Annotated in this window: 19 protein-coding genes and 1 tRNA gene; 6 read left to right on the forward strand and 14 right to left on the reverse strand. The window is 42.6% G+C overall.

Annotated elements, in window-relative coordinates:
- Nucleotides 1-52: 52 nt before the first annotated feature.
- The 5 genes from GTK07_RS17360 to GTK07_RS17380 all read right to left on the reverse strand — a co-directional run bounded on the left by GTK07_RS17360 (nucleotide 53) and on the right by GTK07_RS17380 (nucleotide 5311).
- A complete protein-coding gene (locus GTK07_RS17360; RefSeq protein WP_163636440.1) occupies nucleotides 53-2167 on the reverse strand; it encodes a M28 family peptidase in 2115 nt (704 codons plus the stop codon).
- Between the two features lie 196 nt (nucleotides 2168-2363).
- A complete protein-coding gene (locus GTK07_RS17365) occupies nucleotides 2364-3641 on the reverse strand; it encodes a mechanosensitive ion channel family protein (RefSeq protein ID WP_235932912.1) in 1278 nt (425 codons plus the stop codon).
- A gap of 86 nt (nucleotides 3642-3727) precedes the next feature.
- Nucleotides 3728-4018 carry a putative quinol monooxygenase gene (locus tag GTK07_RS17370; protein ID WP_163636441.1) on the reverse strand — a complete coding sequence of 97 codons (291 nt, stop codon included), beginning with the start codon at nucleotides 4016-4018 and terminating at the stop codon, nucleotides 3728-3730.
- Nucleotides 4019-4039: 21 nt separating this feature from the next.
- A complete protein-coding gene (locus tag GTK07_RS17375; protein ID WP_163636442.1) occupies nucleotides 4040-4633 on the reverse strand; it encodes an NAD(P)H-dependent oxidoreductase in 594 nt (197 codons plus the stop codon).
- 78 nt (nucleotides 4634-4711) lie between these two features.
- On the reverse strand, nucleotides 4712-5311 hold the full coding sequence (locus GTK07_RS17380) for a nitroreductase family protein (RefSeq protein WP_163636443.1): 600 nt from the start codon (nucleotides 5309-5311) through the stop codon (nucleotides 4712-4714).
- 116 nt (nucleotides 5312-5427) lie between these two features.
- On the opposite strand from GTK07_RS17380, the gene GTK07_RS17385 reads away from it, so the two are divergent.
- Nucleotides 5428-5781: a winged helix-turn-helix transcriptional regulator gene (locus GTK07_RS17385; protein ID WP_163636444.1), complete on the forward strand. Its 354-nt coding sequence runs from the start codon at nucleotides 5428-5430 to the stop codon at nucleotides 5779-5781.
- Between the two features lie 69 nt (nucleotides 5782-5850).
- On the opposite strand, the gene GTK07_RS17390 is transcribed toward GTK07_RS17385, so the two are convergent.
- The 6 genes from GTK07_RS17390 to GTK07_RS17415 form a co-directional block, all read right to left on the reverse strand.
- Nucleotides 5851-7617 (reverse strand): alkaline phosphatase, encoded by a 1767-nt coding sequence (locus GTK07_RS17390; RefSeq protein WP_235932913.1) that lies wholly within the window; start codon nucleotides 7615-7617, stop codon nucleotides 5851-5853.
- 1 nt (nucleotide 7618) lies between these two features.
- A complete protein-coding gene (locus GTK07_RS17395) occupies nucleotides 7619-8749 on the reverse strand; it encodes an alkaline phosphatase (RefSeq protein ID WP_235932914.1) in 1131 nt (376 codons plus the stop codon).
- A gap of 79 nt (nucleotides 8750-8828) precedes the next feature.
- Nucleotides 8829-10574, reverse strand: coding sequence for a RagB/SusD family nutrient uptake outer membrane protein (locus GTK07_RS17400; protein WP_163636445.1), 1746 nt, complete (start codon nucleotides 10572-10574; stop codon nucleotides 8829-8831).
- A gap of 19 nt (nucleotides 10575-10593) precedes the next feature.
- Complete coding sequence (locus GTK07_RS17405) at nucleotides 10594-13848, reverse strand: SusC/RagA family TonB-linked outer membrane protein (RefSeq protein WP_163636446.1); 3255 nt, start codon at nucleotides 13846-13848, stop codon at nucleotides 10594-10596.
- 142 nt (nucleotides 13849-13990) lie between these two features.
- Complete coding sequence (locus tag GTK07_RS17410; RefSeq protein ID WP_163636447.1) at nucleotides 13991-14947, reverse strand: FecR family protein; 957 nt, start codon at nucleotides 14945-14947, stop codon at nucleotides 13991-13993.
- 122 nt (nucleotides 14948-15069) lie between these two features.
- Complete coding sequence (locus GTK07_RS17415; protein ID WP_163636448.1) at nucleotides 15070-15648, reverse strand: RNA polymerase sigma-70 factor; 579 nt, start codon at nucleotides 15646-15648, stop codon at nucleotides 15070-15072.
- 272 nt (nucleotides 15649-15920) lie between these two features.
- Between GTK07_RS17415 and GTK07_RS17420 the strand changes: the two genes are divergently transcribed.
- The 5 genes from GTK07_RS17420 (at nucleotide 15921) to GTK07_RS17440 (ending at nucleotide 19817) form a co-directional block, all read left to right on the forward strand.
- Nucleotides 15921-16004: transfer RNA gene (locus GTK07_RS17420), tRNA-Leu, on the forward strand.
- Nucleotides 16005-16169: 165 nt separating this feature from the next.
- Nucleotides 16170-17069, forward strand: a complete 900-nt coding sequence (locus tag GTK07_RS17425) for a MerR family transcriptional regulator (protein WP_163636449.1) — start codon at nucleotides 16170-16172, stop codon at nucleotides 17067-17069.
- Nucleotides 17070-17071: 2 nt separating this feature from the next.
- The gene (locus GTK07_RS17430; RefSeq protein ID WP_163636450.1) at nucleotides 17072-18532 is read left to right on the forward strand and encodes a phytoene desaturase family protein; all 1461 of its coding nucleotides are present in this window, start codon (nucleotides 17072-17074) and stop codon (nucleotides 18530-18532) included.
- The gene (locus GTK07_RS17435; RefSeq protein ID WP_163636451.1) at nucleotides 18529-19371 is read left to right on the forward strand and encodes a phytoene/squalene synthase family protein; all 843 of its coding nucleotides are present in this window, start codon (nucleotides 18529-18531) and stop codon (nucleotides 19369-19371) included. Before GTK07_RS17430 ends, GTK07_RS17435 begins: the two co-directional genes overlap by 4 nt.
- A complete protein-coding gene (locus tag GTK07_RS17440) occupies nucleotides 19368-19817 on the forward strand; it encodes a sterol desaturase family protein (protein WP_163636452.1) in 450 nt (149 codons plus the stop codon). The genes GTK07_RS17435 and GTK07_RS17440 overlap by 4 nt, the downstream gene beginning before the upstream one ends.
- A gap of 2 nt (nucleotides 19818-19819) precedes the next feature.
- Here the strand turns inward: GTK07_RS17440 and GTK07_RS17445 are convergent, their stop codons facing one another.
- The 3 genes from GTK07_RS17445 to GTK07_RS17455 all read right to left on the reverse strand — a co-directional run bounded on the left by GTK07_RS17445 (nucleotide 19820) and on the right by GTK07_RS17455 (nucleotide 23309).
- On the reverse strand, nucleotides 19820-20386 hold the full coding sequence (locus GTK07_RS17445; RefSeq protein WP_163636453.1) for a TlpA family protein disulfide reductase: 567 nt from the start codon (nucleotides 20384-20386) through the stop codon (nucleotides 19820-19822).
- A 6-nt stretch (nucleotides 20387-20392) separates the two neighbouring features.
- The gene (locus tag GTK07_RS17450) at nucleotides 20393-20953 is read right to left on the reverse strand and encodes a TlpA family protein disulfide reductase (RefSeq protein ID WP_163636454.1); all 561 of its coding nucleotides are present in this window, start codon (nucleotides 20951-20953) and stop codon (nucleotides 20393-20395) included.
- Nucleotides 20954-21038: 85 nt separating this feature from the next.
- Nucleotides 21039-23309 (reverse strand): aconitate hydratase, encoded by a 2271-nt coding sequence (locus GTK07_RS17455; RefSeq protein ID WP_163636455.1) that lies wholly within the window; start codon nucleotides 23307-23309, stop codon nucleotides 21039-21041.
- Between the last annotated feature and the right edge of the window lie 60 nt (nucleotides 23310-23369).

Consider the following 23369-nt stretch of genomic DNA (forward strand, 5'->3'; position numbering starts at 1 on the left):
ACAAAAAAAGCAAGCCAATGGCCTGCTTTTCCATATTCGCTTTTCAAGTTTCTTAGGAGATGCTTTTTGCCAACATCAAAATTTTGTTCGCCAAAGATTCAATCGCAGCGGCATAACGTTGATCCCATTCTTCCAACCTGTTTGATGATTCAAGGGAAATTTCATATTCCAATCCCGGAAGGATCCATGAGGCATATCCACTGAAAGGATCGGTTGATGCATACAAGGATTTGTACCAAGAACCATAGTACATGCCCTTTTCATCAATAAAGCTTTTTTCCAAAGCGATCAGTTGTTCATTGATACTTTTCAGTTCCTTCTTGGAAAGTGCCTTTTCCCCCAAAGCTCTGGTAAGGGCAGCATCTAAAACTGTCGTATTCCTTTCCAAAACCGCCAAAGCGGTTTCCACCTTTCCAAAGCCTGCAAACTCCTTATCAAATTGTTGAATCTTTTTGACTGCACTTTCAAAATGCCCTTTTAAATCGACCGCATACCTTTTCACATCATAGGGAATCACTTCCGCATTCGCCATTCTCAGCGCCATTAAACCTGCCCATTGCCCTATTGTTCCGCCCATTTTAAACTCTGGGTCCACATAGGTCTCATAAAAATGGAAATCGTCATAATTGGTGTGATAAAGGGTAGGTCCACCAGAACCACCACTTAGAGAGGGTACCCCTACGTGCATGTAAAAACCGATATGGTCCGATCCTCCACCAAGGTTACCGATACTGGGCACCTCCTTCTCCCCTCGCCACTCGTCGTAAAGCGTTTTATCCGTATAAGGGTAATCTACTTTTTTAGCCATTTCCGTAACGAGACCTTTTAAGGTTGGGGACGAAGCGGCCCCAAAATTTTTACCTGAAACCCCGCCATCAAAATTCAGGTAAGCCACCGCTTTGGCACCCAAAACATCACGCATTTGCTCTACCCATTCCGATGAACCAATTACACCGTGTTCCTCAGCATCCCAATGGGCAATAAGTATGGAGCGCTTGGGAGAATGCCCTGCTTTTACCATCTTGCCCAAGGCTTCACTCAAGGACAATAACATAGCTGTACCACTATTGGGATCGGTGGCCCCAAACGCCCAAGCATCGTAGTGGCAACCTAAAATGATCCATTCATCCGGATATTCGGAACCTTTAAAAGTTCCCACCACATTGCTGATCCGGGTAAAATCTTTCTTTTGGTCCACTTGCAACCTTAAGGTAAGTTCTTCCCCACCTTCCAATCGGTAGGTATAAGGTAAGCCTCCTTGCCATCCGGACGGAACCACTTTTCCGTTCATTCTGGCAAAGATCTCCTTGGCGGCCCCATAGGCAATAGGGAGCACCGGAATGGTGTGCAGACCAGCTTCCGATGGATCTAATCGTTTTACTTTTTTCTTTCCGTCCAGTGGAAGTGATGGCTCAAATGGGGTCAAGGGGTCGCCTTCGTAATCCGTGGTCAAAAGGGAACCACGTTGAATGGCACTTTCGTCATAATATACCCCATCAGGATAAACAAGACCTTTCATATAACCACTATCGGCCGGATCGGTATAGATGATCAAACCGGCCGCTCCATATTGTTCGGCAAACTTGGCCTTGTATCCCCTAAAGTTTCCTCCATAACGGGCAATTATAATTTTTCCTTTAACATCGATGCCCATTTCCGTGAGCTTTTCAAAATCTTCCTTGGTACCATAATTGGCATAGACAACGGTAGAAGTTACATCCCCACTTCCAGAATAGGCATTCCATCCTTTGCCCAAGGTAGGGTCAGCGGAAAACGGATCTTCTTCCATAATATATTCCTGCTGGTTAAGGGGCAACCTGATCGGTGTTACAAGATCAATGTTGGAGGTTCCACCATTTGTGGACATATAAATGTCATAAGGATAACGGTCCACCATCATACCGGCCTCCTCCATGACCTTTGCCATATAATCGGCCACCTTTTCATTGGCCGGGGTTCCAGCAATATGTGGTCTTTCCGTTAATTTTTTCAAATGTTCCCGATAACCGGGAAAATCCATACCCTGCATTAACAGGGTTTCCATTTTTTCCTGTTCTTGGAAGGATGTTGGTGTATATCCGTTCCATTCTTGGGCAGCTGCAAAATGACCTGTCAATAGGGCCACGCAATAATAAAGAAATGATGTAAGGGAAACTTTATGCTTCATATTTATGAGGTTTGGTTTTCCCAAAAATAAGGCTTTAATCTTTCAAGATTTGTCCAATAGATGTTGCGGCAACAACTTTTGGATTATTCCTGATTTGGATCAGTTAGAATTATGGAATTACCAATCAAATTATTTGGATTACTTCATGAAATCAGCCCTTAGCAAAAGGTGTACAAAACCTTCCGAAAAATTCACCTCAATGCTCCGAATCGTCCATGGTGATGGATGTGGGAAACTCAAATACCTCCAAAGAAAAATAAGGCAAAGCGGCCAAAAGATGATCAAAAATATCGGCCATGACATATTCATAGTTTTCCCAACGTTTGTCGGAGCTGAACGCATAGATTTCCAAGGGAATTCCCTTTGCGGTGGGTTCCAACTGACGGACCATCAAGGTCATATTTTTGTTGATGGCCGAATGGTTTTGAAGATAATTGGTGACGTATTTTCGGAACACGCCAAAATTGGTAAGGTTACGTCCGTTCACCAAAAGTTCTTTGTTGATATTGTTATCCTTGTTATAGGCATTTATCTGTTCACTCCTAGTGTTTAAATAAGATTCCACTAACTGGATTTTTTTCAATTCGACAATATCCTTTTCCGTTAAGAACCGTATACTTTTTTGACTGATGATCAATGCCCTCTTGATTCGCCTTCCGCCAGATACCTGCATTCCCCTCCAGTTTTTGAAGGAATCCGAAATCAAAGCGTATGTGGGAATGGTGGTAATGGTCTTGTCGAAATTCTGGACTTTTACCGTGGCCAAGGAAATCTCGACCACATCCCCATCGGCACCATATTTTTCAAAGGTGATCCAATCCCCTATCCGCACCATGTCATTTATAGTGACCTGGATACTGGCCACCAATCCCAAAATGGAATCCTTAAAAATGAGGAGTATAATGGCAGAGGCCGCTCCCAAAGCGGTAAAAAACTTCCAGACGGTGGTTTCTGTGACAATGGCAAATATGGTTAGGACACCCACCACCCAGGCAAAAATCATGAATACCTGTACGTAACTATCAATTGGTTTGTCCTTGAATCTTTGAAGTGTTTTTAGGTATCCATTGGTACTTTTAAAGAACTTCCTGAAAATGATCAAGGTAAGAAACACGAATAGAATCTTGATCACCTTCAAGGCTATGCCACCTGCATAATCAAAATCCATGAACGCCATGGGAACAAATTCCAACAAGAGCAATAATGGAAATATATGTGCCACATAGCGGGGCACTTGGTGCATCACCAAAAAATTATCAAAATTATTCTTCGATTTTCGGGCCAAACGAATGGAAACTCCACGTAGCACCCTCCATAGAATAAGATCAAGCACAAAGGCCACGATCAAAACCCCGACCAACAAAATCAATAAGTTAAGGTAAGAAGCCAGAACTTCCCCCATTCCTGTTTTTAGAAGGTAGTCATGAAGCAACCTTCCCCAATCCTTGTACATTGAAATGATCTCTGAAAACATGCTGCAAAATTACGGCATCCTTTCGAGCTCCGAACAATTATTAACGCCTTATTCAGAAATGGAATATTAGCCTCTCGCCCTAAAAATCATATAACCCTGTCAGCTTTTATGACCATTGGGGCTTCCTGAAGTTTTCCGTTGGCAAAAGCCTGGAATTTTTTGATATGGGGCTGTCCATTATGCCTGTCCAAACCTTCCTGATCTTCCCAAATCTCATAAAAGATGAATCGGTTTTCATCCTCCTTGTCCTGATGAAGGTCATATTGAATGCATGCTTCTTCTTTATGGGTTTTGCCCATAAGCTCTACCAAGGCATTTTTAACCTCGTTCATGTATTCCGGTTTACTTGTAATGATGGCAATTACATATACTTTCATGATGCCGTTGTTAATGGTTATTTACTTTATGATTTGTTCGAGATGATTTCTGTACTCGCGAAGATACTGCTCAATTTGCGGATCCTTGATCACATTAAAGCAATGAAAATTGGGCAGTACCTCATATCCGCAAAATCGGTAATTGATCCCAACATTGTACAGTACATCGTCCGCAGTCTTTCCACTCAACAAATATTGGTCCTTGTTCCCCGAGAATTCTTCCGGCGCGTTCCATGAAGTTACCATGGTCATTTTTCTTCCCTGCATCAGTCCACCGGTGCCATAGTTTTTAGATGGATCTTTTCGGGTACGTCCATCGTCTTTCAACAATCTACCCAAAGCCAACCCCGTATTGAAGACCTCGTCCACATATTTTTTATGGATCCAAGGCGTGTTGAACCAATAGACGGGTGTATGTAGTACAACCACATCGGCCTTTACATATTTTTCCACTTCCCCTGCAGGATCATATCCGTCCTCGATAATGGTCTCGGAATAGGTATATCCATGATCTTCACAGAAAGTCTTGGTGGTTTCCGCCAAGGTTTTGGTCAGTTTTCCTTCGGAAATACCTTGATAATATTGATGGGCGTTGATAATATGTAAGTGTTTCATCAGTTTGTTTTGAATAATAAGGATTTAGGTGGGCGACTCTTGGTCAAACCACTTGAAAACGGTAAAAAGGAAATGGGGTTAAATGGACTGCACAACAGCATCCAGATCCAATCTGGATTTTTGCTTCAGGGCTGGTTGATTGGGATCTTCGGAATCACGATAGCCTATGGCCACAGCAAACAAAGATGTATATCCATCCAATTGTAGAACGGAATCGTACCCTTCCTTTTCAATGCCTTCCATGGGTGTGGAATCTATACCCATTGAGGCACACGCACCCAAAAAGAAGCCGAGTGACAAATACACTTGATGGGACAACCAAGATTGGATAACATCTTCATCAAGGGGTTTTAGAAATTGTTTATAGTACCCCACACTCCCCGGCTGCAAATGCCTTTCTATTTGTTCTTCAAATTTTTTAAGATCATTGATCACTGTGAACACCACCAAATGGCTGGCATCTTTCACCTTCTGATCATTAAAAAAGGATTGTTCGGCAAGCTTCCTTTTTAGGGCTTCATCCGAAACAAAGATGAATTGCCATGGTTGACTGTTGATCGATGAAGGGCTCAACCGCAGAATTTCCTTGAGATCTTGAATTCTATCTTCTGGAATTTTCTTGGTGGGGTCGTACTTTTTGGTGGTATATCGCTGTTCAGCCAGTTGTAAAAAATCCATGAGTTCTATGCTTTGAATTAAACTATACTTTTTATAGTTACAAACATATATATAGTTTTATATCTTTGCAATAACGGTCAAAATGTATAGCAGCTATTTTTTTAACTATTTATTCCATGTATTCTGTCGACAACAAACATTATCCTTGCAGTACCAGCCTCACAATGAAGTATATAGGAGGAAAATGGAAATCGGTAATTCTGATTCATCTTGCCAAAGAAAAAAAAAGATATAATGAACTCCGGAAGGAAATACCCACCATTACCGAGCGTACTCTAAGCCTTCAACTGAAGGAACTGGAGTCCGATGGGCTTATATGCAGAAAAGTATACACCAACAAACCACCTCTGAAAGTGGAATATGAACTCACAACATTTGGAAAAACATTGATCCCCGTTCTAGATGCCATTTCCAATTGGGGCAAAGAGGCTTCAAAGGCCCAAAAAAAAATCAAAGTGAGCCTTGATTAAAACAAGGTTTCCATTTAAATAAAGGAAAAACAGATGGTGCGCCTACCATAGGCAAGCGCACCCAAAATCTTATTTAGACCCTAGGGCCAACAAGATTTTTTGAAAAACCTCGGTGTTTTCATAAACTCCATTGAAATCTTCTGCATGGGGGCCATACGCAAACAAGGGCACCATAATCCCCGTATGGTCAATAGTTAAAAAATCACCGTGGACCGTCCCATCTTGCAAACTTCCGCCCACTATCCCGAAACCAGAAGTTTCATGATCGGCAGTGATGACCACCAACGTATTTTTATGGGCATCCGCAAAGCGGATGGCTTCCGCAATGGCTTGGTCAAAATCCAACATTTCCTGTATAATGTCGCTGGTACTATTGGAGTGTCCACCGTTATCGATTTGGGCTCCTTCAACCATTAAGAAAAAAGGTTCTGACCTGGCTCCCAGCGCATCCAACGATTTTTTAACCGCCTCAGGCAATGTTTTTCCCCTTCCCTTTTCCATGGATGGTGCCTTATTCTCACCCAAGTAAACCGCGGTTTGCTCGGAGAAATCTGAGAAGCCGTCCAAAGTTTGGGTCTGGAATACTTTGGAAACAGTTGCTTCCTGATTTTGGCCACCTGCCATAAAAAAATCCAAGTGACTTTTCCTTAAATCTGTCACAAGACCTTCGGTATTGTCACGTTCCACCTGATGTGCAAAAAAAGCGGATGGGGTGGCCCCGTAAATGGCATCGGTTGAAACAATGGCCGCGTTGAACCCTTTTTCGCTTGTAATATCTATCAAACTGGTCAAAACTTCGCCTCTGGGGCCCACACCAATGGCCCTGTTATTTGTTTTGTTGCCAGTGGCCATGGCCGTTGCCCCTGCAGCTGAATCGGTAATCAAATCATCAAACGACGCTGTCTTTACCAAACCGATGTTTTTCAAACCAGTAAGGGTAAGCTTTCCACGGTTGGCAATCATACCCGAGGTAATCTGGGCCAATCCAGTGCCGTCCCCGATCATTAAAATGATATTTTTGGGCTTGGACTCGGGATTGTATTCATATTTTGGTGCATAAACCTCAATTGGGTCTATAAGTCGGAAGGTATTTCCATCGAGCTTACCCAAATATTGAACTGCCAAGGCAGGTTCATCTGTATTGATATAATCCACGCCCATTTTGGCCAATCGGGCCCAAGCCGTCTTGGTATCGGGTGTGGCCCAAAAACGGAAGGGTTTTCCCGACCTCTTGGTTTTTGCAATGGCATTCTGTACCACTTCAAAGTCGGGTGAAGTCATTCTTCCATAGCCATTCCAAACCGAAAAATCCTTAAAACTAACACTTACCAAGCCTACCCTGGCTAAATCAATGTGGTCCAATTCATCCAAATTTTGATGGTCGAACCAAACGAAATCAGGATAATTTTTATAGTCTTCCGGCTTGGGCCTGTTTCCGGACACCACAAATTTAACCTTGGACAAAGTTGGGTAGTTTTTCAATACCTCAACTAACTTCTTCATGGTGGAATAGGCCTCGGATTTGATATCTATAAGCAACTGAATTTCCCTCAATTTCCCCGATTTTTCCAATCCTTGCAATTTGTCCAAGTAAAGGGTTTCCAAAGTTTTTTCTTCTTCGATTTCATTTTCGGCATGGGTCACGAACAACTTTCCATTTTTAAGGAATACATCTGCCTCAATGGATGCCGCACCATTGCTGTAGGCAAACAAAAATGGTAGTTCCTGTTCATAATCGTTATGGGAATGTACTTTGTACGTTTCTTGCGCCAGCAGATGTTGATGTGTACTTAAAAACCAAAGTACCATTGCTACTGCTCCAATAATTTTTTTCATCCTATTTTTTGTTCTGGTTCAACGCTTTAAAAAGCTTGTGATAAATTTCGTTGTTCTCATAGATACCTTGAAAGTTTTCAGCACCTTTTCCTTCTGCAAAAACAGGAATCAACTCCCCGCTATGCTGATTGGAATTAAAATACACTTCAACCTTGTCTGCCACTTCCGTCTTATTACCGGTACTTTCATCTACCTCATAGTACTTGCCAATACTGACCCCACCAGTTTCATGATCGGCGGTGACCACCAATAACGTATTGGGGTGCTCTTTTACATAATCCAAGACCGTTCCCAATGTTTTATCAAAATCCAGGACTTCGGCAACCATCATATCGGCATTTTCTGCGTGACCTCCCCAGTCAATATACGAACCTTCCACCATTAAAAAGAAGGGTCTTTTTTTCTGATCAAAATAATCCAAGGCCATTGCTGTGGCATCCTTTAGAAAATCCCCCCTACCATCAATTTTTGAAGGGATACCATCCTCGGCCAACACATAGGCATTGGGTTGATCTACAACAGGACTGGAAAGTTGTACGGTATCCAAATGATAACTTTTCTCCACTAAAGATTGAAAGAGGTCTTTTTCATCTTCTCTTTGGTTGAAGAATTTTTTTCCGCCCCCTGCAAAGAAATCCACCTTTGCCGTCACCAATTGCTCAGCGATTTCCTCATGCATATCACGATCGGTCACATGGGCATAAAAACTGGCCGGCGTAGCATGGGTAATAGATGTGAGACTAATCAAACCTGTTTGATAACCTTCTTTTTGAAGTTGCTCCAAAATGGTCTCCTGTGGAATGCTGTCCACGGAGACACCGATAGCTCTTTTATACGTTTTCTGCCCCGTTGAAAAGGCCGTGGCGCCTGCGGCTGAGTCCGTTATCTTGGAACTCTTGTCAGAAGTCTTGTGCAAACCGATATGGATAAACCTGGAAAAATTAGGGGTTCCCTCTCCGAAGTAGTAGGCCGAGGATACTTGGGGAACGCCCATGCCATCACCAATCATCAAGATGATGCTCAATGGTTCTTGTTGGCTCTTTTCCACTTGTCCCTCCTTTTTAGTTGAACAGCCTGCCACAACCAAAACAAAGATGGAAGCCAAAATTTTAGGAAATGTAATCTTCATCATAATCATTCAATAAATTATTTAAAAAAGCAAGCGGCAAGTGGAATCCCAACTTGCCGCATGTGCTAAAAAATACACTTGGTCAATAACCTTCATTCTGTTCCAAATAGCCTGGCACATTCGATGCTCCATCGATGGCATCCTGTGGAATCGGGAACAATCTGTGGTGAACATCCGTATCCGTTTTTTCGGTCCACGCATCCTCATAATGTCCAAATCGGATTTGGTCGCTTCTCCTAAAACCTTCCCAGTATAGTTCAAAACCGCGCTCTCGATACAGAATTTCCAAATCAACACCTGGCAGAGCTGCCGGTGTTTGCTCTGGGCGGGCATTTCTTGAGGTGCGAACGGTGTTCACATCCACCAAGGCACCCGCACTGTCGCCTTTCCTCAATTTTGCCTCGGCACGCATCAAATAAATTTCGGCCAAACGCATCAACACAAGATCCACGCTGCTATAATTGTTACCATTGGGAGAAGTGTGGCTGAACTGATATTTGGATACCCGGTACCCATTTCTGTGCAACCTTCCTTCATTGGTGAAATCCACTTGCAACACATGGTTCACATAGTCCACATTCTTGTCGGGGCCGTTTCCTTTTCTTTGGATCACAGGATAGATTCGGTATCCACCATCACAAGTATAAAAATTACCGCTTTCATCTTTTCTAGGCCCCCAAATAACGCCACGGATAATCCCCCTGTTAATCTCAAAATCCTCTGCGGAAACACAGTAATAGTGATCTTCATCATTTTCTGGGGTAACCCCTGTCAAATCCTGCAATTCAGCAGGGATCATCTGGTTTTCCATTAAAAATCTCGCATCGGCCATTGCTGGATCTGTACCCCCGTAGGCATCTACCCATGTTTGATAGAAATCGGAAGTGATTGCAGGACCATCTGTACCATCGGCGTCCGGGAATTCCGGTCTTGGAAACCATGACCCCGCCAACGACCAATAGGCCCAACGACTGTGCTCATTTTTCATGACACCTCGCTGGTCCGCAGCAAAGATGATCTCGGAATTGTCATTGTTATCATCATTGAACAGATCAAAATATTCTGGAGACAGGGAAAATGCCCCTGAATTGATAATATTATCCGTGTACTCGATCACTTTGTCCATATCCTCATTGGTAAAATTGGGTGTGCCATATGGATCACGGTATACGGCCGCATTGAGGTTCAATCTTGCCAAGAAGCCCCAGACTGCCGATTGGGTAATCCTTCCTGGACCCCTGTTAGTATTGATAAGATCTACGACAGACAAGAATTCGCTCTCAATATAATCGATGGCAGCCTGTCCCCTTAAAATTTCCGAAAGATCATCGGAATTCTCCTTTTTGAAGGCCAATCCCCAGCTATCCAACACCAACATGTTCATATAGGCGCGAAGTGCAACCATTTCGTAAAGGGCGCCTTCAGCTTCGGTATCCCCTGCTTCGGCCAGGGGTTTTAGTACTTCAATTGCGGAGAGGGCACGTGAGATATTCTTGGTCACCTCGTTCCATGAGCTTCCCACCAGATCATTTCCAGTAGAAATGGTGTGGGCATGGGTTTCCAAAAATTTTCCTCCATCATACCAATCCGTTCCTCCGCGATATGGCAAAATGGCCTCGTCCGCAGCAATCAATTGCAAGCCGTAATAGTTGGTGTGTCTCCAGGTCCAAGCCACTTGTCCATAAGCAGGTGCAATGGCGCCACTGATGAGTTCCGCTTGTCCGCTTCCTTCCAAGGATTCGTCCAAAACTTCTTCTTCCAAATCGGTACAGCTCAAGTTTGAGAATAAGGAAATCCCCAATAGTGCTAATATTATTTTGTTCTTCATTTTTGAAGTTTTTTTTTGATTAGAATGATACATTTAAGCCAAATACCACGGTTCTAGCCTTGGGATAATTGAAATAATCGATCCCGAAGGTCTGGATGTCATCAATGGTCAAGTTGGAATTAATCTCAGGATCAAAACCACTATAATCCGTGATTACAAAAAGGTTCTGGCCAGTCACGGAAAAACGAATGGTGTTCACCAATCCATCCAACCCGATGAGGGCCGGTCTCAGACTGTACCCCAATGTGGCATTGTTCAGGCGCAAGAAATCCCCTTTTTCCAAATAGCGTGTTGAAACGGCGTTGGAATTGGTTATGTCCTCATTTGGAAACTCCGATGCAATCGATGTGGTATTAAAATTGGAGGCCAACAATCCTTTTTTGAACAAGGACATGGCAGTATGGTTGTATACCTTGTTGCCTGATACCCCGTTGAAGTTCAGCCCAAGATCAAAATCCTTGTACTTAAAGTTCAGATAAATGGCATACACCAAATCTGGAAGAGCGCTGCCCACTACTTTTCTATCTTCGGACAAGATGCTCAGCCCATCATCGCCAATACCCAAAAACTCTTGCATATAAAATGACCCGATTGGTTCACCATTAATGTTTCCGTTGATGGTGGCATCCGTTTGACCCGCCCCCTGTGCGGCACCTGTGGTCAATACCTTGTAAGGCGAATTGGCCACCTCATTTTGGGTATAGGCCAGGTTTCCTCCTATGTTATAAGAAAAATCCTTGCTATAGTCGCTGTGGTAATCCAAGGCAAATTCAATACCGTTGTTCTTGATTTCCATATCTGGAATATTGGTCCAGTACTTATCGGTAGGTTGAATGGGGTCGGCAGGAGTAACTTCCAACAAAATATTCTTGGACACTTTCTGAAAATAGTCCAAGGTTCCTGACAAGCGGTTGTTGAACAAACCGAAGTCCAAACCTATGTTGGTCTGCTGGGATACTTCCCACTGGATATCGGGATTAGCCAATCGCGTAAAAATGGTACCGTATGGATAATCTTCCAAAGAGCTTTCATTGCCATTGATAGGATATGAATCGTTACCATCCTTACTGTCGGTATAGCTCAATTTGGTAATCTTGGACGGGATTTCCTGGTTACCGGTCTTACCCCAACTGGCCCTTAATTTCAAGTTGTTGATAGTGGTGTTGGAACTCAAAAAATCTTCGTTCATGATGTTCCAACCCAAGGCAACGGAAGGGAAATAACCATACTTATTATTACCTCCAAATTTTGAGGAACCATCAGCACGCATAGTAGCAGTCAACAAATATTTATTGTCAAAAGCATAATTGACCCTACCAAAGAAAGACTGTAGTTCATTTTCAGTAGCATAGGTGTACATATAGGTCTGGGTGCTTTCTCCACTGATCTGATCTTGGTATTTGGGTTCTATGCCATTATTCGCAAAACCTTCCAACTCAAAGCTCTTTTGGTGCACAAAAGTTTTTTGGTAAGAGTGCCCAGCCAAAAATGTGAAGTTGTGTTTGTCGTTGGCAAAATTGTAGGTAAGGGTATTCTCCACCAAACTATTTTTGTTGGTCGTATATGTTGAAGTCAATGATCCATTGGCGTAGCCTTCCAACAAAGAATAGGGTATGTATTGCTCGTCACGATCGGTAGTGGAATAATCAACACCCAAATTTAGTTTATAGGTCAACCCATCTATTATTTCAATGGAAGGTGCCACATTGGCCAAAATCCTATGGTTAACGGCCTCATCACTAAAGATTTTCTCGCGCGTCAAAGGGTTCAACGCATTGTCCAACAAAGTGGGTTGCCCATCGGTATACAAGGGAAGGGTGGGGTTCAACTGAAGCATGTCACCAACCATGGATCTTGCATCTGCCCTAAGGTTTTCCGTTCTACTGGCCGTCATGTTGAATTCCACCTTGAAACGGTCGTTAAATGCTTTTTGGGTCAGGTTCAAACGGCCTGAGTACCTTTTTAGGTCATTGGCCCTTAAAATACCTTCTTGATCATTTACACCCAAGGAAGCGTGATAAGAGAACTTTTCGGCACCGCCGCCCATGGACAAATTCACATTTTTGGAGAAACCGGTACGGCTCAAGGCATCTTGCCAATCGGTGTTGGCACCACCATCTTCCAAATTACCGCCTGCGGCCACTACTTGTTGACGAAACTCGTCAGCACTGAAGACATCAACTTTATTGGCCAAGCTTGAGAAGCCTGTGGATACACTCAAATCCATTTGAGTGCGTCCCGCTTTCCCCTTTTTGGTAGTGATAACAATAACCCCGTTTGCAGCCCTGGCCCCATAAATGGCGGCGGCAGAAGCATCCTTCAATACGTCAATGCTTTGAATATCCTGTGGGTTGATGAAGTTCAATGGGTTGGTAGGCACGCCAGTCCCGGTATTGTCCAATGCAAAACCGTCTATCACATACAAAGGAGTGGTTCCGGAACGTAAGCTTCCCACACCTCGGATGATCACATCCTGCGCTGCACCTGGCTCACCACTTACATTGGAAATGTTCACACCCGCAACCTTACCTTGTAAAAGTTGCCCTGGATTCATCACGATCCCTTTGTTGAAATCCTCACTTTCCACTGAGGCGATGGAACCGGTAACATCGGTCTTTCTTTGGGTACCGTACCCAACCACTACTACGTCCTCCAATTGTGTTGCATCTGCCAGCAATTGCACATTGATAGTGGTACGGCCATCCACGGCAACCTCTTTTGGACTATATCCCAAATATGAAAATTGAAGTATTGCGTCGCTTTGCACATCAATGGAATAATTACCATCAAAATCGGTAATGGAACCATTTCCAGTTCCTTTCTCCTGTACCGATGCACCTGCTAATGGGATTCCATTTTCATCCGTTACCGTACCCGATACTGTGATAAAGACGATTTCCACCACTCTTTTGGGAGCTTTGGGTTTCACATCGATGGAAATAGTATTGTTGATCCTTCTAAAAGTAAGGTCTGCATCCTTGGCCATCAATTCCAAGATAGATTTAAGGGACACCTTGTTGTAGACAATGTCATAAGTCTTATGCAAACGCTCCACTTTGCGATCGTACACAAATTTGAAGTCTGTCTGTTCCTCTATCTGTTTCAAGACCTCAACTACTGTGGCATCGTTTACGGACAGATCCACCCTGTAGTTCTCTAGTTTTTGTCCCCTTACATTGGCCGCCAGCACCGGATTCAACAGTGCCAAGATGATCATAAAGCAAAATGTACGGAATGTCAACTTGATAAATTGTTTAATAGTTAGTGAATTCATAATTTCACATAATGTTTAAATGGTTATAAGTATTTGTAATCATTGATTTTTCTACAGCCTGTTTCCGCTCGCCAAAGTGTTACAGGCTGTTTTTTATTTGGCTGTATTTACATCATAGGCTTAGTTATTTTGTTAGGTTGATTCAGTCGGTGCATTTTCCCTTGATCAGGATCTTTTGATCCTCCAAAAATTCGTATTGTAATCCTTTTTTAGCGAAAACTATGCTTTCCAGTACCGTTGAAAGCAATTCATTGTTATAGCTGGCACTGATATGGCAATTACCTGCATACTTGTTCTCCAACACAAAGGATACACCATACCATTTTTCCAAGGTTTTCAAAGCCTGCGAAAGTGGCACATCCTCAAAATGGATAACGCCGTCCTTCCAGTTGAGAGCGGTTGAAATATCCACTTTTTCCTTGCTCATGGTTTTAGTTTTTTTATGAAAGACCCCTTGTTCGTTGGGTTCCAGAATAATTTCATTTTCCCGGGAGGCCACTTTTACTTTTCCCGTGGAGACAGTCACTGCAATTTGGTCGTTGTCAGGATACGTATCTACGTTGAAGGAAGTTCCCAAAACCGTGGTCTTCACTTCCCCTGATTCAATAACGAAGGGTCTTTGGGGGTTCCTTGTCACTTCAAAGAAGGCCTCTCCAACCAATTTCACATGGCGGAAATCCCCCTCAAATCGACTTGGATATTTTAACGTACTTCCGGAATTCAACCTCACCTGCGTGCCATCGGCCAAGATAATGTTCAACTTTTGGCCCCATTCCGTTGTCTTCTCCATTATTACAATGGGTTCAACAACCGGCTTAGTCCCCATCTTGGAGTGGATGAAATATCCTAAGCTTACCAATAGGGCCAAAGACGCCGCAACCTTGGACCATTTTAGAAAGGAAATTCCCTTACCATGCTCTGATATATTGCGGGAGAGTTGCTTTGCAACCCGCTTGCGGTGGTTTTCATTTTTGAAGGTGTCTTTATAATTTCTGGATAAAAGATCAACATCAAACTGCTCCAGAAGGGATTCTTCCTTTTTAGTAATGGTACCATTTAAGTACTTTTCCATCAATCCCTTGATTTCATTTTCGGTCATTGTGTGCTCATTTCATATATAAGTACCAAAGACACACGATTACGCACATTAAAAAAATGAGTTTTAATATTTACTTAATCTTAAGGGATTCTTATTAACCTTTAGGTAAAAATAGAAATATGTTAAAAAAACAATGATTTAACAGCGGAGAGCTCTTTGCGAAGTCTGCGCAGAGCGAACGAAATTTGATTTTCAACCGAACGTTGGGAAATGTTCAACCTTTCTGCAATTTCCTTGTTGTTGACTTGGTTGATGCGACTCAAGATGAAAACTTCCTGGCATCTTTTTGGCAAGCTAGAAATTGTCTGATCTATGCGTTTGGACAAATCTACCAGATCGGCTTCCATTTCCACTTCGGAGTTGATACAAATGGAATGGGCGACTTCTATTTGGATTTTATTGAATTTCATATCCCTCAGTGCATTGTAGCACTTGTATCGAATAGCTTTGAAGAGATAGGATTTTATGTTTTGGACCTCGATTGTTTCCCTCCGTTGCCAATAGTCGATCCAAACTTCCTGTACTAAATCCTTGGCCATGGAATTGTTCATGACCAACGATGATGCATAAATGTACATGGGCTCCCAAAGCATCCCAAATAAGGAGTTGAATGCATTCCTGTTGGATTGATTGATCATTTTGGCTAACTTTTCGGGAGTGGCCTTGTTGTTGGAGCACTTATCATCGAGTACAAATTTCATAAAAATAAGATAGGCCAGAGATTATGATATTGTAAACTTTACTCGGATTTTGTGTATCCAAACTAAAATAGCAAAATAAAATTGTATTTCAAACACTTGTGGCAATTCCTTCAGTTATATCAGGATCAAGGAAAAAACAATGGATTGCACCAATTATCCCATCATACAAATGCCATAAAACAAGATCTGTAACGTTTCGATTGATACAAAACAATTATATTTGCAAACCAAAAGTTAAGCAAAACACTTAACTTTTTTTGTTTCCTGTGTTGGCCCACGTGGTGAAATTGGTAGACACGCCATCTTGAGGGGGTGGTGTTCGTAAGGACGTGCTGGTTCGAATCCAGTCGTGGGCACAAAACCGCAAATTATTGCGGTTTTTTTTTAGGCATTTTTCTGCGCCGCCTAAACAAAATTGTCCATAACTTCTGATTTTTTGGAACCATACCCTAAATTTTAAGACAAAAAAATAGGTTGGCATCGTTTAAATTGTAAATTTGTTTAACGTTTAGTATGAAAAGATGAACAACGTAAAAAAATCTTTCAGCATTCGGGATTTGGAAAATTTGTCGGGAATAAAGGCCCACACCATTCGTATTTGGGAAAAGCGATACAATCTGTTCAGCCCGGAAAGAACCGATACCAACATCCGCACCTATAATTTGGTAAGCCTACAAAAGTTGTTGAATGTGACCATGCTCTACAACAATGGGTATAAAATTTCAAAAATTGCTAAACTGGACGATGTAAAGATTCCAATGCTGGTAAGGGATATTGTGGCCAAGAACAGTGAAAAGAGCCACGCTCTGAATTCCCTTAAGCTTTCCATGCTCAATTTTGACCAGCCACTTTTCTTGCAAACGTACAATAGCTTGCTTCAGGAGCGCAGCTTCACTCAAATTTTTAAAGACGTATTCATTCCCTTTTTAAACGAACTTGGCCTATTATGGCAAACACATACCATAAGTCCTGCCCATGAACATTTCGTATCTAACCTGATCAAGCAAAAAATCTATATCCATACAGAACAGGTACAATCTAAGGAACCAACTCAGAACGATAAGGTATTCGTCCTTTTTCTTCCTGAGAACGAAATACATGAAATTGGTTTATTGTACATCAATTATGAACTTGCCAACAAAGGGTACAAAACTATTTATCTAGGACAGACCATGCCCGTGGAAAACTTGGTGGACCTTCTCAAATATTATAACAACATCCGGTTCGTTTCCTATTTTACGGTTTCTCCAGTGCTGAACGAACTTGAGGATTATTTCAATAGCTTTCAAGAAGTCCTGGATATGTCTCCTGGATCAAAATTGTATGTTCTAGGCTATCAAATCCAACAAGTCTCTGACAAAAAACTGCCCGGTAGCATCAAGATTTTCAAATCCATTAACGAACTTTTGGAAACCGTATAAGTATGAAAAAAGCCATCGTCATCGGTTCTGGGTTTTCCTCACTTTCAGCCTCTTGTTATTTGGCAAAGGCAGGATTTGAGGTAGAAATCCATGAAAAGAACGATACGGTAGGTGGCAGGGCCAGACAATTGATAAAAGATGGGTTTACTTTTGATATTGGCCCCAGTTGGTATTGGATGCCCGACATTTTTGACAAGTTTTTCAATGACTTTGAAAAAAAGACTTCCGATTACTACCAATTGGATAAACTGAACCCCGCTTACAAAATTTTTTTTGAAGACGATATCCTTACCATTGGGGATTGCATGGAAACCATTTGTGAGGAATTTGAACGTATTGAAACGGGCAGTAGCGCACATCTCAAACGCTTTATCATGCAAGCCCAAGAAAACTATAACATCGCGATCAACAAAGTGGTACTCCGGCCCGGCCTTTCCCCTTTGGAACTGGTTACCAAGGAAACCGTTCTTCGGGTAGACCAATTCTTCAAGACCATCAGCCAGGAAGTACGCAAGAGGTTCAAAAATCCGAAGCTGGTGTCCACGTTGGAATTTCCCGTACTGTTTTTAGGGGCCAAACCGAGCAATACACCTTCCTTTTACAATTTCATGAATTTTGCAGATTTTGGTTTGGGAACCTGGCATCCCAAAGGTGGCATGTACGAGATCATCAAGGCTATGAAAAACCTTGCTGAGGAACTGGGGGTAAAAATCCATACCAAAAGTCCTGTCACGCATATCTTGGTGTCCGATGGGGAGGTAATCGGTATCCGTAGCAAAGGTAATAACCACCTGGCCGACTATGTGATAAGCGGAGCGGATTACCATCATTCCGAAACGCTCCTGGATCCAAAATACCGTCAATATTCCGAAGAATACTGGGAAAATAAGACTTATGCGCCTTCTTCCCTGTTGTTTTATATCGGCTTCAACAAAAAGTTGAAGAATGTTGAGCACCACAACCTGTTCTTTGATACCGATTTTGAAAAACATGCCAAAGAAATTTACGATGACCCCCAATGGCCGAGTAATCCCCTGTTCTATGCCAATTTTCCTTCGGTAACGGATGGCTCCATGGCTCCCAAGGATTATGAAACAGGATTTTTCCTGGTTCCCATTGCCCCAGGATTGGAGGATACACCCGAATTGAGAAACCAATATTTTGACATAGTAATGGATAGGTTTGAGAAACTGACCCATCAACAGATTAAAAATGCCATTGTTTTCAAGGAAAGTTTCTGTGTAAACGATTTTGTGGAGCAGTACAATTCTTATAAAGGCAACGCTTACGGTCTTGCCAACACCTTACGGCAGACTGCCTTTTTACGACCTAACCTAAAAAGTAGTAAGGTAAAGAACCTGTTCTTTACCGGTCAGCTTACCGTTCCGGGACCAGGAGTGCCACCATCCCTGATCTCTGGTAAACTGGTGGCCGATTTAATCACCAAAGAAGTAAAAAGATGAAAAGCATTTTTGACCAAGTATCCTACCATTGCAGTAAAGTTGTGACCCAATCCTACAGCACTTCCTTTGCCTTGGCCACCAAAATGTTGGCACCCTCGATCCGGGCCGATATTTATAACATTTACGGCTTTGTTCGGTTTGCCGATGAGATTGTGGACACCTTCCACGATTACGACAAGGAACAATTATTCGTGAATTTTGAGAAGGAAATGGAAGAGGCCATAGAGAAAAAAATCAGCCTAAACCCCATTTTGAACTCATTTCAGCATACGTACCATAAATATGATATCCCCCATCATTTGGTCACAGCCTTTATGAAAAGTATGCGTATGGATCTCAGCAAGAAGAAATACGAAACGTTTGATGAATATCGGGAGTACATTTATGGCTCAGCGGATGTAGTAGGGTTAATGTGTCTCTGTGTTTTTGTGAACGGCGATAAGGAGAAGTATGAAGAATTGAAAGAATCTGCCATGGCCTTGGGATCGGCCTTTCAAAAAGTGAACTTTTTAAGGGATTTGAAGGCGGATTATGAGGAATTGAACCGGACCTATTTCCCCAACACCAATCTTTTGGAACTGGATGAAGAGTCCAAGAGAAGAATCGTCAATGAGATAAAGGCCGATTTTGCAGTAGGGTATTCGGGTATCATCAAGTTACCGGAGCAGGCCAAATTTGGAGTTTATACGGCCTACCGTTATTACAAGAAACTACTACATAAATTACAGGGTACTCCTCCCCTAGAAATTAAAAATGCCAGGATACGCGTGCCCAATTATCAAAAATTCGGACTTTTGGCCCAATCATACCTCAATTATAAATTACAATTGGTACAATGAAGGTAGCACTTTGGATACTCATTTTTTTGGTCACCTTTGGCTTCATGGAATTTATGGCTTGGTTCACTCACAAGTATGTAATGCACGGCTTTCTATGGAGCCTACACAAAGACCATCATAAAAAGGACCATGATTCTTGGTTTGAACGCAACGATGCCTTTTTTCTGTTCTATGCCGTGGTGAGTATGACCTTGTTCTTCGTGGGCAACTACACTTCGTTTTGGTATGGATGGCCCTTGGGATTTGGGATCCTAGCATACGGAATTGCCTATTTTCTGGTACACGATATCTTTATACATCAAAGGTTCAAGCTTTTGAGGAATGCCAACAATTGGTACGCCCGTGGGGTACGAAGGGCACATAAAATGCACCACAAACATTTGGGTAAGGAAGACGGGGAATGTTTTGGAATGCTCTTGGTTCCTTTTAAATATTTTAAAAAGTAGGGCTATTCTAAAATAAGTTCATCCAAAAGGGCCCGTATACTTTCGGAGTTCCAGTTGGCCGCTCCCCTTTCATCCACAACAATTTTCCCTGATTTACTGATGATATAGGTAGCCGGTATCGTGCTGCTTTCCAATTCCGAGGGTGACTTTGAAGCTTGCAGGTACACGGGCAACTGATATCCCTTTTTCTTTAGAAACGTCACTACTTTCTCCTTATCATCATTGGCTACAAAGGCAAAAAGCAACTTGTCCTTGTAATCGGCATGCAATGCTACAAATTTGGGAAGTTCGGCAACACAGGGAGGGCACCAAGTGGCCCAAACATTAACCACGGCAACTTTTCCTTTTGCGGATTGAAAATTCATTTGTTTGCCATCCAGATCCACCAGGTTCCAATGATAATCCTCTAGGGTTATCTGTTCATCATCCTCTACCACATCCGCAGAAAAAACCTCTGCCACAGCCTTGCTGACCCACACCCGAACATGGAATCCGACAGGGGTGAACAGGATCAACACAATGACTAAAATCCAAATACCGTTACCTATCTGTTCCTTGGTAATCTTCATAAGGAATTATTCAGTGATCAATTCATCCAACAACCTGTAAACCTTTCCGGTGCTCCAATCCGCAATACCTTCCTTGTAAACCACAATATTCCCCGATTTATCGATCAAATAAGAAGAAGGCACCTTACTGGAATCAATGGGCATTTTTTCACCAATGATCAAATAGGTAACAGGAAAAGTAAAGTTGTGTTCGGCCATAAAAGCTTCCACTGGTGGTCGGTTTTCATTTGTGATGATATAGAAATCCATCTTGCCCTTGTACTTGTCATACAACTGCTGAATGCTTGCGAGTTCCGCTTCGGAAGGTAATTTCCAGGAAGCCCAAAGGTTAATAAAGACCACCCTTCCCCTTGATTTTTCAAAATTGAAGAAGTTCCATTCTTCATCTTTGAGTACCCAATCATAATCGGTGATCTTCTGTCTTTCCGATTGCTCGATGATAGGAGGTGAAAACGAAAAAATTCGATTCAGGAATATTTTTCCGTAGTAACCGATCGGTGTTACAAAGAACGAAAGCACCAAAAGGATCAATACAATGTTGAAAATGGTTTTTTTACTGATCTTCATGAAAAAGGATGTTTCCCAAAAATTAAAAACTCCTGATATCCAAATCAATATCAGGAGTTTAAGACAAAATTATCTTAGATACAAATTATGCATTCTCCTTCTTGATCAGGTTCAATGCAGAACCTTCTTTAAACCATGCAATCTGCGCATCGTTATAGGAATGGTTGGCAATGATGGTATCCTTGCTGCCATCGGCATGCACCACTTCAATGGTCAATGGTTTGTCCGGAGCAAATTGGTCAATGTCCAAAAAGTTGAAGGTATCATCTTCTTGAATCAAATCATAATCGTTCTCATTTGCAAAGGTCAATGCCAACATCCCTTGTTTTTTCAAGTTGGTCTCGTGGATCCTAGCAAAGGATTTTACCAAAACAGCTGCTACACCCAAGTGTCTTGGCTGCATGGCTGCATGCTCTCTCGAAGAACCTTCACCGTAGTTGTGGTCACCCACCACCAAAGTTTTGATCCCAGCTTTTTTGTATTCACGTTGGGTATCGGGCACTCCACCGTACTCTCCTGTCAATTGGTTTTTGACGAAGTTTGTTTTTTTGTTGAAGGCGTTTACCGCTCCAATCAACGTGTTATTGGCAATATTGTCCAAGTGCCCCCTGTAACGCAACCATGGTCCGGCCATGGAGATATGATCGGTGGTACATTTACCAAAGGCTTTGATCAACAGTTTCATGCCCTTTAAACTTTCTGGTTTAATGGGTTCAAATGGGGCCAAGAGTTGCAAACGCTCAGAATCTGTGGCAACTTTCACCTCAACACTGCTACCGTCTTCCTTAGGCGCAATATAACCGGCATCTTCCACGGCAAATCCTTCCGGAGGAAGCTCGTAACCTCTTGGTTCATCCAACATCACTTCTTCACCATCCTCATTCAATAGCTTATCGGTGATAGGGTTAAAATCCAATCTTCCGGCGATGGCGATGGCGGTAACTAATTCTGGCGACCCCACAAATGCCAAGGTATTGGGGTTACCATCCGCTCTTTTTGCAAAATTCCTGTTGAAAGAGTGAACGATGGTGTTTCGTGGTCCGTCTGATGCTTTATCACCATAACGATCCCACATACCGATACATGGTCCACAGGCATTGGCAAATACGGTTGCACCAATATTGTTGAAGGTATCGATAAACCCATCCCTTTCGATGGTATAACGTACCTGCTCGGAGCCTGGTGTTATAGTGAATTGTGATTTGGTCTTCAAATTCTTGTCGGCCACTTGTTTGGCCAAGGAAGCTGCCCTTGAAATATCTTCGTAGGAAGAGTTGGTACAAGAACCGATCAAGCCCACTTCTACGTTCAAAGGCCAATCATTGGCTTTGGCGGTCTCACCCATTTTAGAAATTGGGGTAGCCAAATCCGGAGTAAAAGGTCCGTTCAAATGTGGCTCCAATACATCCAAATCGATTTCGATCACTTGGTCGAAATACTGCTCTGGATTGGCATACACTTCAGGATCCGCGGTCAAGTGTTGCTTCACGCCCAGGGCCGCATCGGCTACATCGGCACGGTTGGTAGCTCTTAGGTACCTATCCATGGATTCATCATAACCGAAGGTTGAAGTAGTAGCACCTACCTCAGCACCCATGTTACAAATGGTACCTTTACCAGTACAGGACATAGAAGTGGCTCCTTCGCCAAAATATTCGATAATGGCCCCTGTTCCCCCTTTTACGGTAAGAATATCGGCTACTTTCAAGATCACATCTTTTGGAGCGGTCCATCCAGAGAGTTTTCCTTTCAGTTTCACCCCTATCAATTTAGGGAATTTCAATTCCCAAGCCATTCCAGCCATTACATCCACCGCATCGGCACCACCAACACCGATGGCTACCATTCCCAATCCACCGGCATTCACCGTATGCGAATCGGTTCCGATCATCATACCTCCTGGAAAAGCATAGTTTTCCAAAACTACTTGATGGATGATACCTGCACCTGGTTTCCAGAAACCAATGCCATATTTATTGGAAACGGATTCCAAGAAATCAAAAACTTCGTTGCTCGTTTGGTTGGCCCTTTTCAAATCGGCCTCAGCCCCAACTTTTGCTTGGATCAGGTGATCACAGTGTACTGTGGTAGGTACTGCAACCTTTGGCTTACCAGCGTGCATGAACTGTAACAATGCCATTTGAGCGGTAGCATCCTGACAGGCAACCCTATCCGGTGCAAAGTCAACATAATCTTTTCCCCTTGTAAATTTTTTGGTCGGTGTTCCATCCCATAGGTGTGAGTATAGTATTTTCTCAGAAAGGGTCAATGGTTTACCTACCAGTTCACGGGCCTTATCCACACGTTCCCCCATGGAAGCGTAGACGCCCTTAATCATGTCTATATCAAATGCCATTCTACAATTGAGTTTTAAGATTTTAGTAATTCGGTAAATTTACTAAATAACGAAGGATTT

Origin of the sequence: Flagellimonas sediminis (assembly GCF_010500845.1) — a bacterium.
Taxonomy (GTDB): Bacteria; Bacteroidota; Bacteroidia; order Flavobacteriales; family Flavobacteriaceae; genus Flagellimonas; species Flagellimonas sediminis.

Coding starts and splice junctions, on each gene's coding strand:
- GTK07_RS17360 (WP_163636440.1), bottom strand. CDS start 2,167: ATGAAGCATAAAGTTTCCCTTACATCATTTCTTTATTATTGCGTGGCC.
- GTK07_RS17365 (WP_235932912.1), bottom strand. CDS start 3,641: ATGTTTTCAGAGATCATTTCAATGTACAAGGATTGGGGAAGGTTGCTT.
- GTK07_RS17370 (WP_163636441.1), bottom strand. CDS start 4,018: ATGAAAGTATATGTAATTGCCATCATTACAAGTAAACCGGAATACATG.
- GTK07_RS17375 (WP_163636442.1), bottom strand. CDS start 4,633: ATGAAACACTTACATATTATCAACGCCCATCAATATTATCAAGGTATT.
- GTK07_RS17380 (WP_163636443.1), bottom strand. CDS start 5,311: ATGGATTTTTTACAACTGGCTGAACAGCGATATACCACCAAAAAGTAC.
- GTK07_RS17385 (WP_163636444.1), top strand. CDS start 5,428: ATGTATTCTGTCGACAACAAACATTATCCTTGCAGTACCAGCCTCACA.
- GTK07_RS17390 (WP_235932913.1), bottom strand. CDS start 7,617: ATGAAAAAAATTATTGGAGCAGTAGCAATGGTACTTTGGTTTTTAAGT.
- GTK07_RS17395 (WP_235932914.1), bottom strand. CDS start 8,749: ATGATGAAGATTACATTTCCTAAAATTTTGGCTTCCATCTTTGTTTTG.
- GTK07_RS17400 (WP_163636445.1), bottom strand. CDS start 10,574: ATGAAGAACAAAATAATATTAGCACTATTGGGGATTTCCTTATTCTCA.
- GTK07_RS17405 (WP_163636446.1), bottom strand. CDS start 13,848: ATGAATTCACTAACTATTAAACAATTTATCAAGTTGACATTCCGTACA.
- GTK07_RS17410 (WP_163636447.1), bottom strand. CDS start 14,947: ATGACCGAAAATGAAATCAAGGGATTGATGGAAAAGTACTTAAATGGT.
- GTK07_RS17415 (WP_163636448.1), bottom strand. CDS start 15,648: ATGAAATTTGTACTCGATGATAAGTGCTCCAACAACAAGGCCACTCCC.
- GTK07_RS17425 (WP_163636449.1), top strand. CDS start 16,170: ATGAACAACGTAAAAAAATCTTTCAGCATTCGGGATTTGGAAAATTTG.
- GTK07_RS17430 (WP_163636450.1), top strand. CDS start 17,072: ATGAAAAAAGCCATCGTCATCGGTTCTGGGTTTTCCTCACTTTCAGCC.
- GTK07_RS17435 (WP_163636451.1), top strand. CDS start 18,529: ATGAAAAGCATTTTTGACCAAGTATCCTACCATTGCAGTAAAGTTGTG.
- GTK07_RS17440 (WP_163636452.1), top strand. CDS start 19,368: ATGAAGGTAGCACTTTGGATACTCATTTTTTTGGTCACCTTTGGCTTC.
- GTK07_RS17445 (WP_163636453.1), bottom strand. CDS start 20,386: ATGAAGATTACCAAGGAACAGATAGGTAACGGTATTTGGATTTTAGTC.
- GTK07_RS17450 (WP_163636454.1), bottom strand. CDS start 20,953: ATGAAGATCAGTAAAAAAACCATTTTCAACATTGTATTGATCCTTTTG.
- GTK07_RS17455 (WP_163636455.1), bottom strand. CDS start 23,309: ATGGCATTTGATATAGACATGATTAAGGGCGTCTACGCTTCCATGGGG.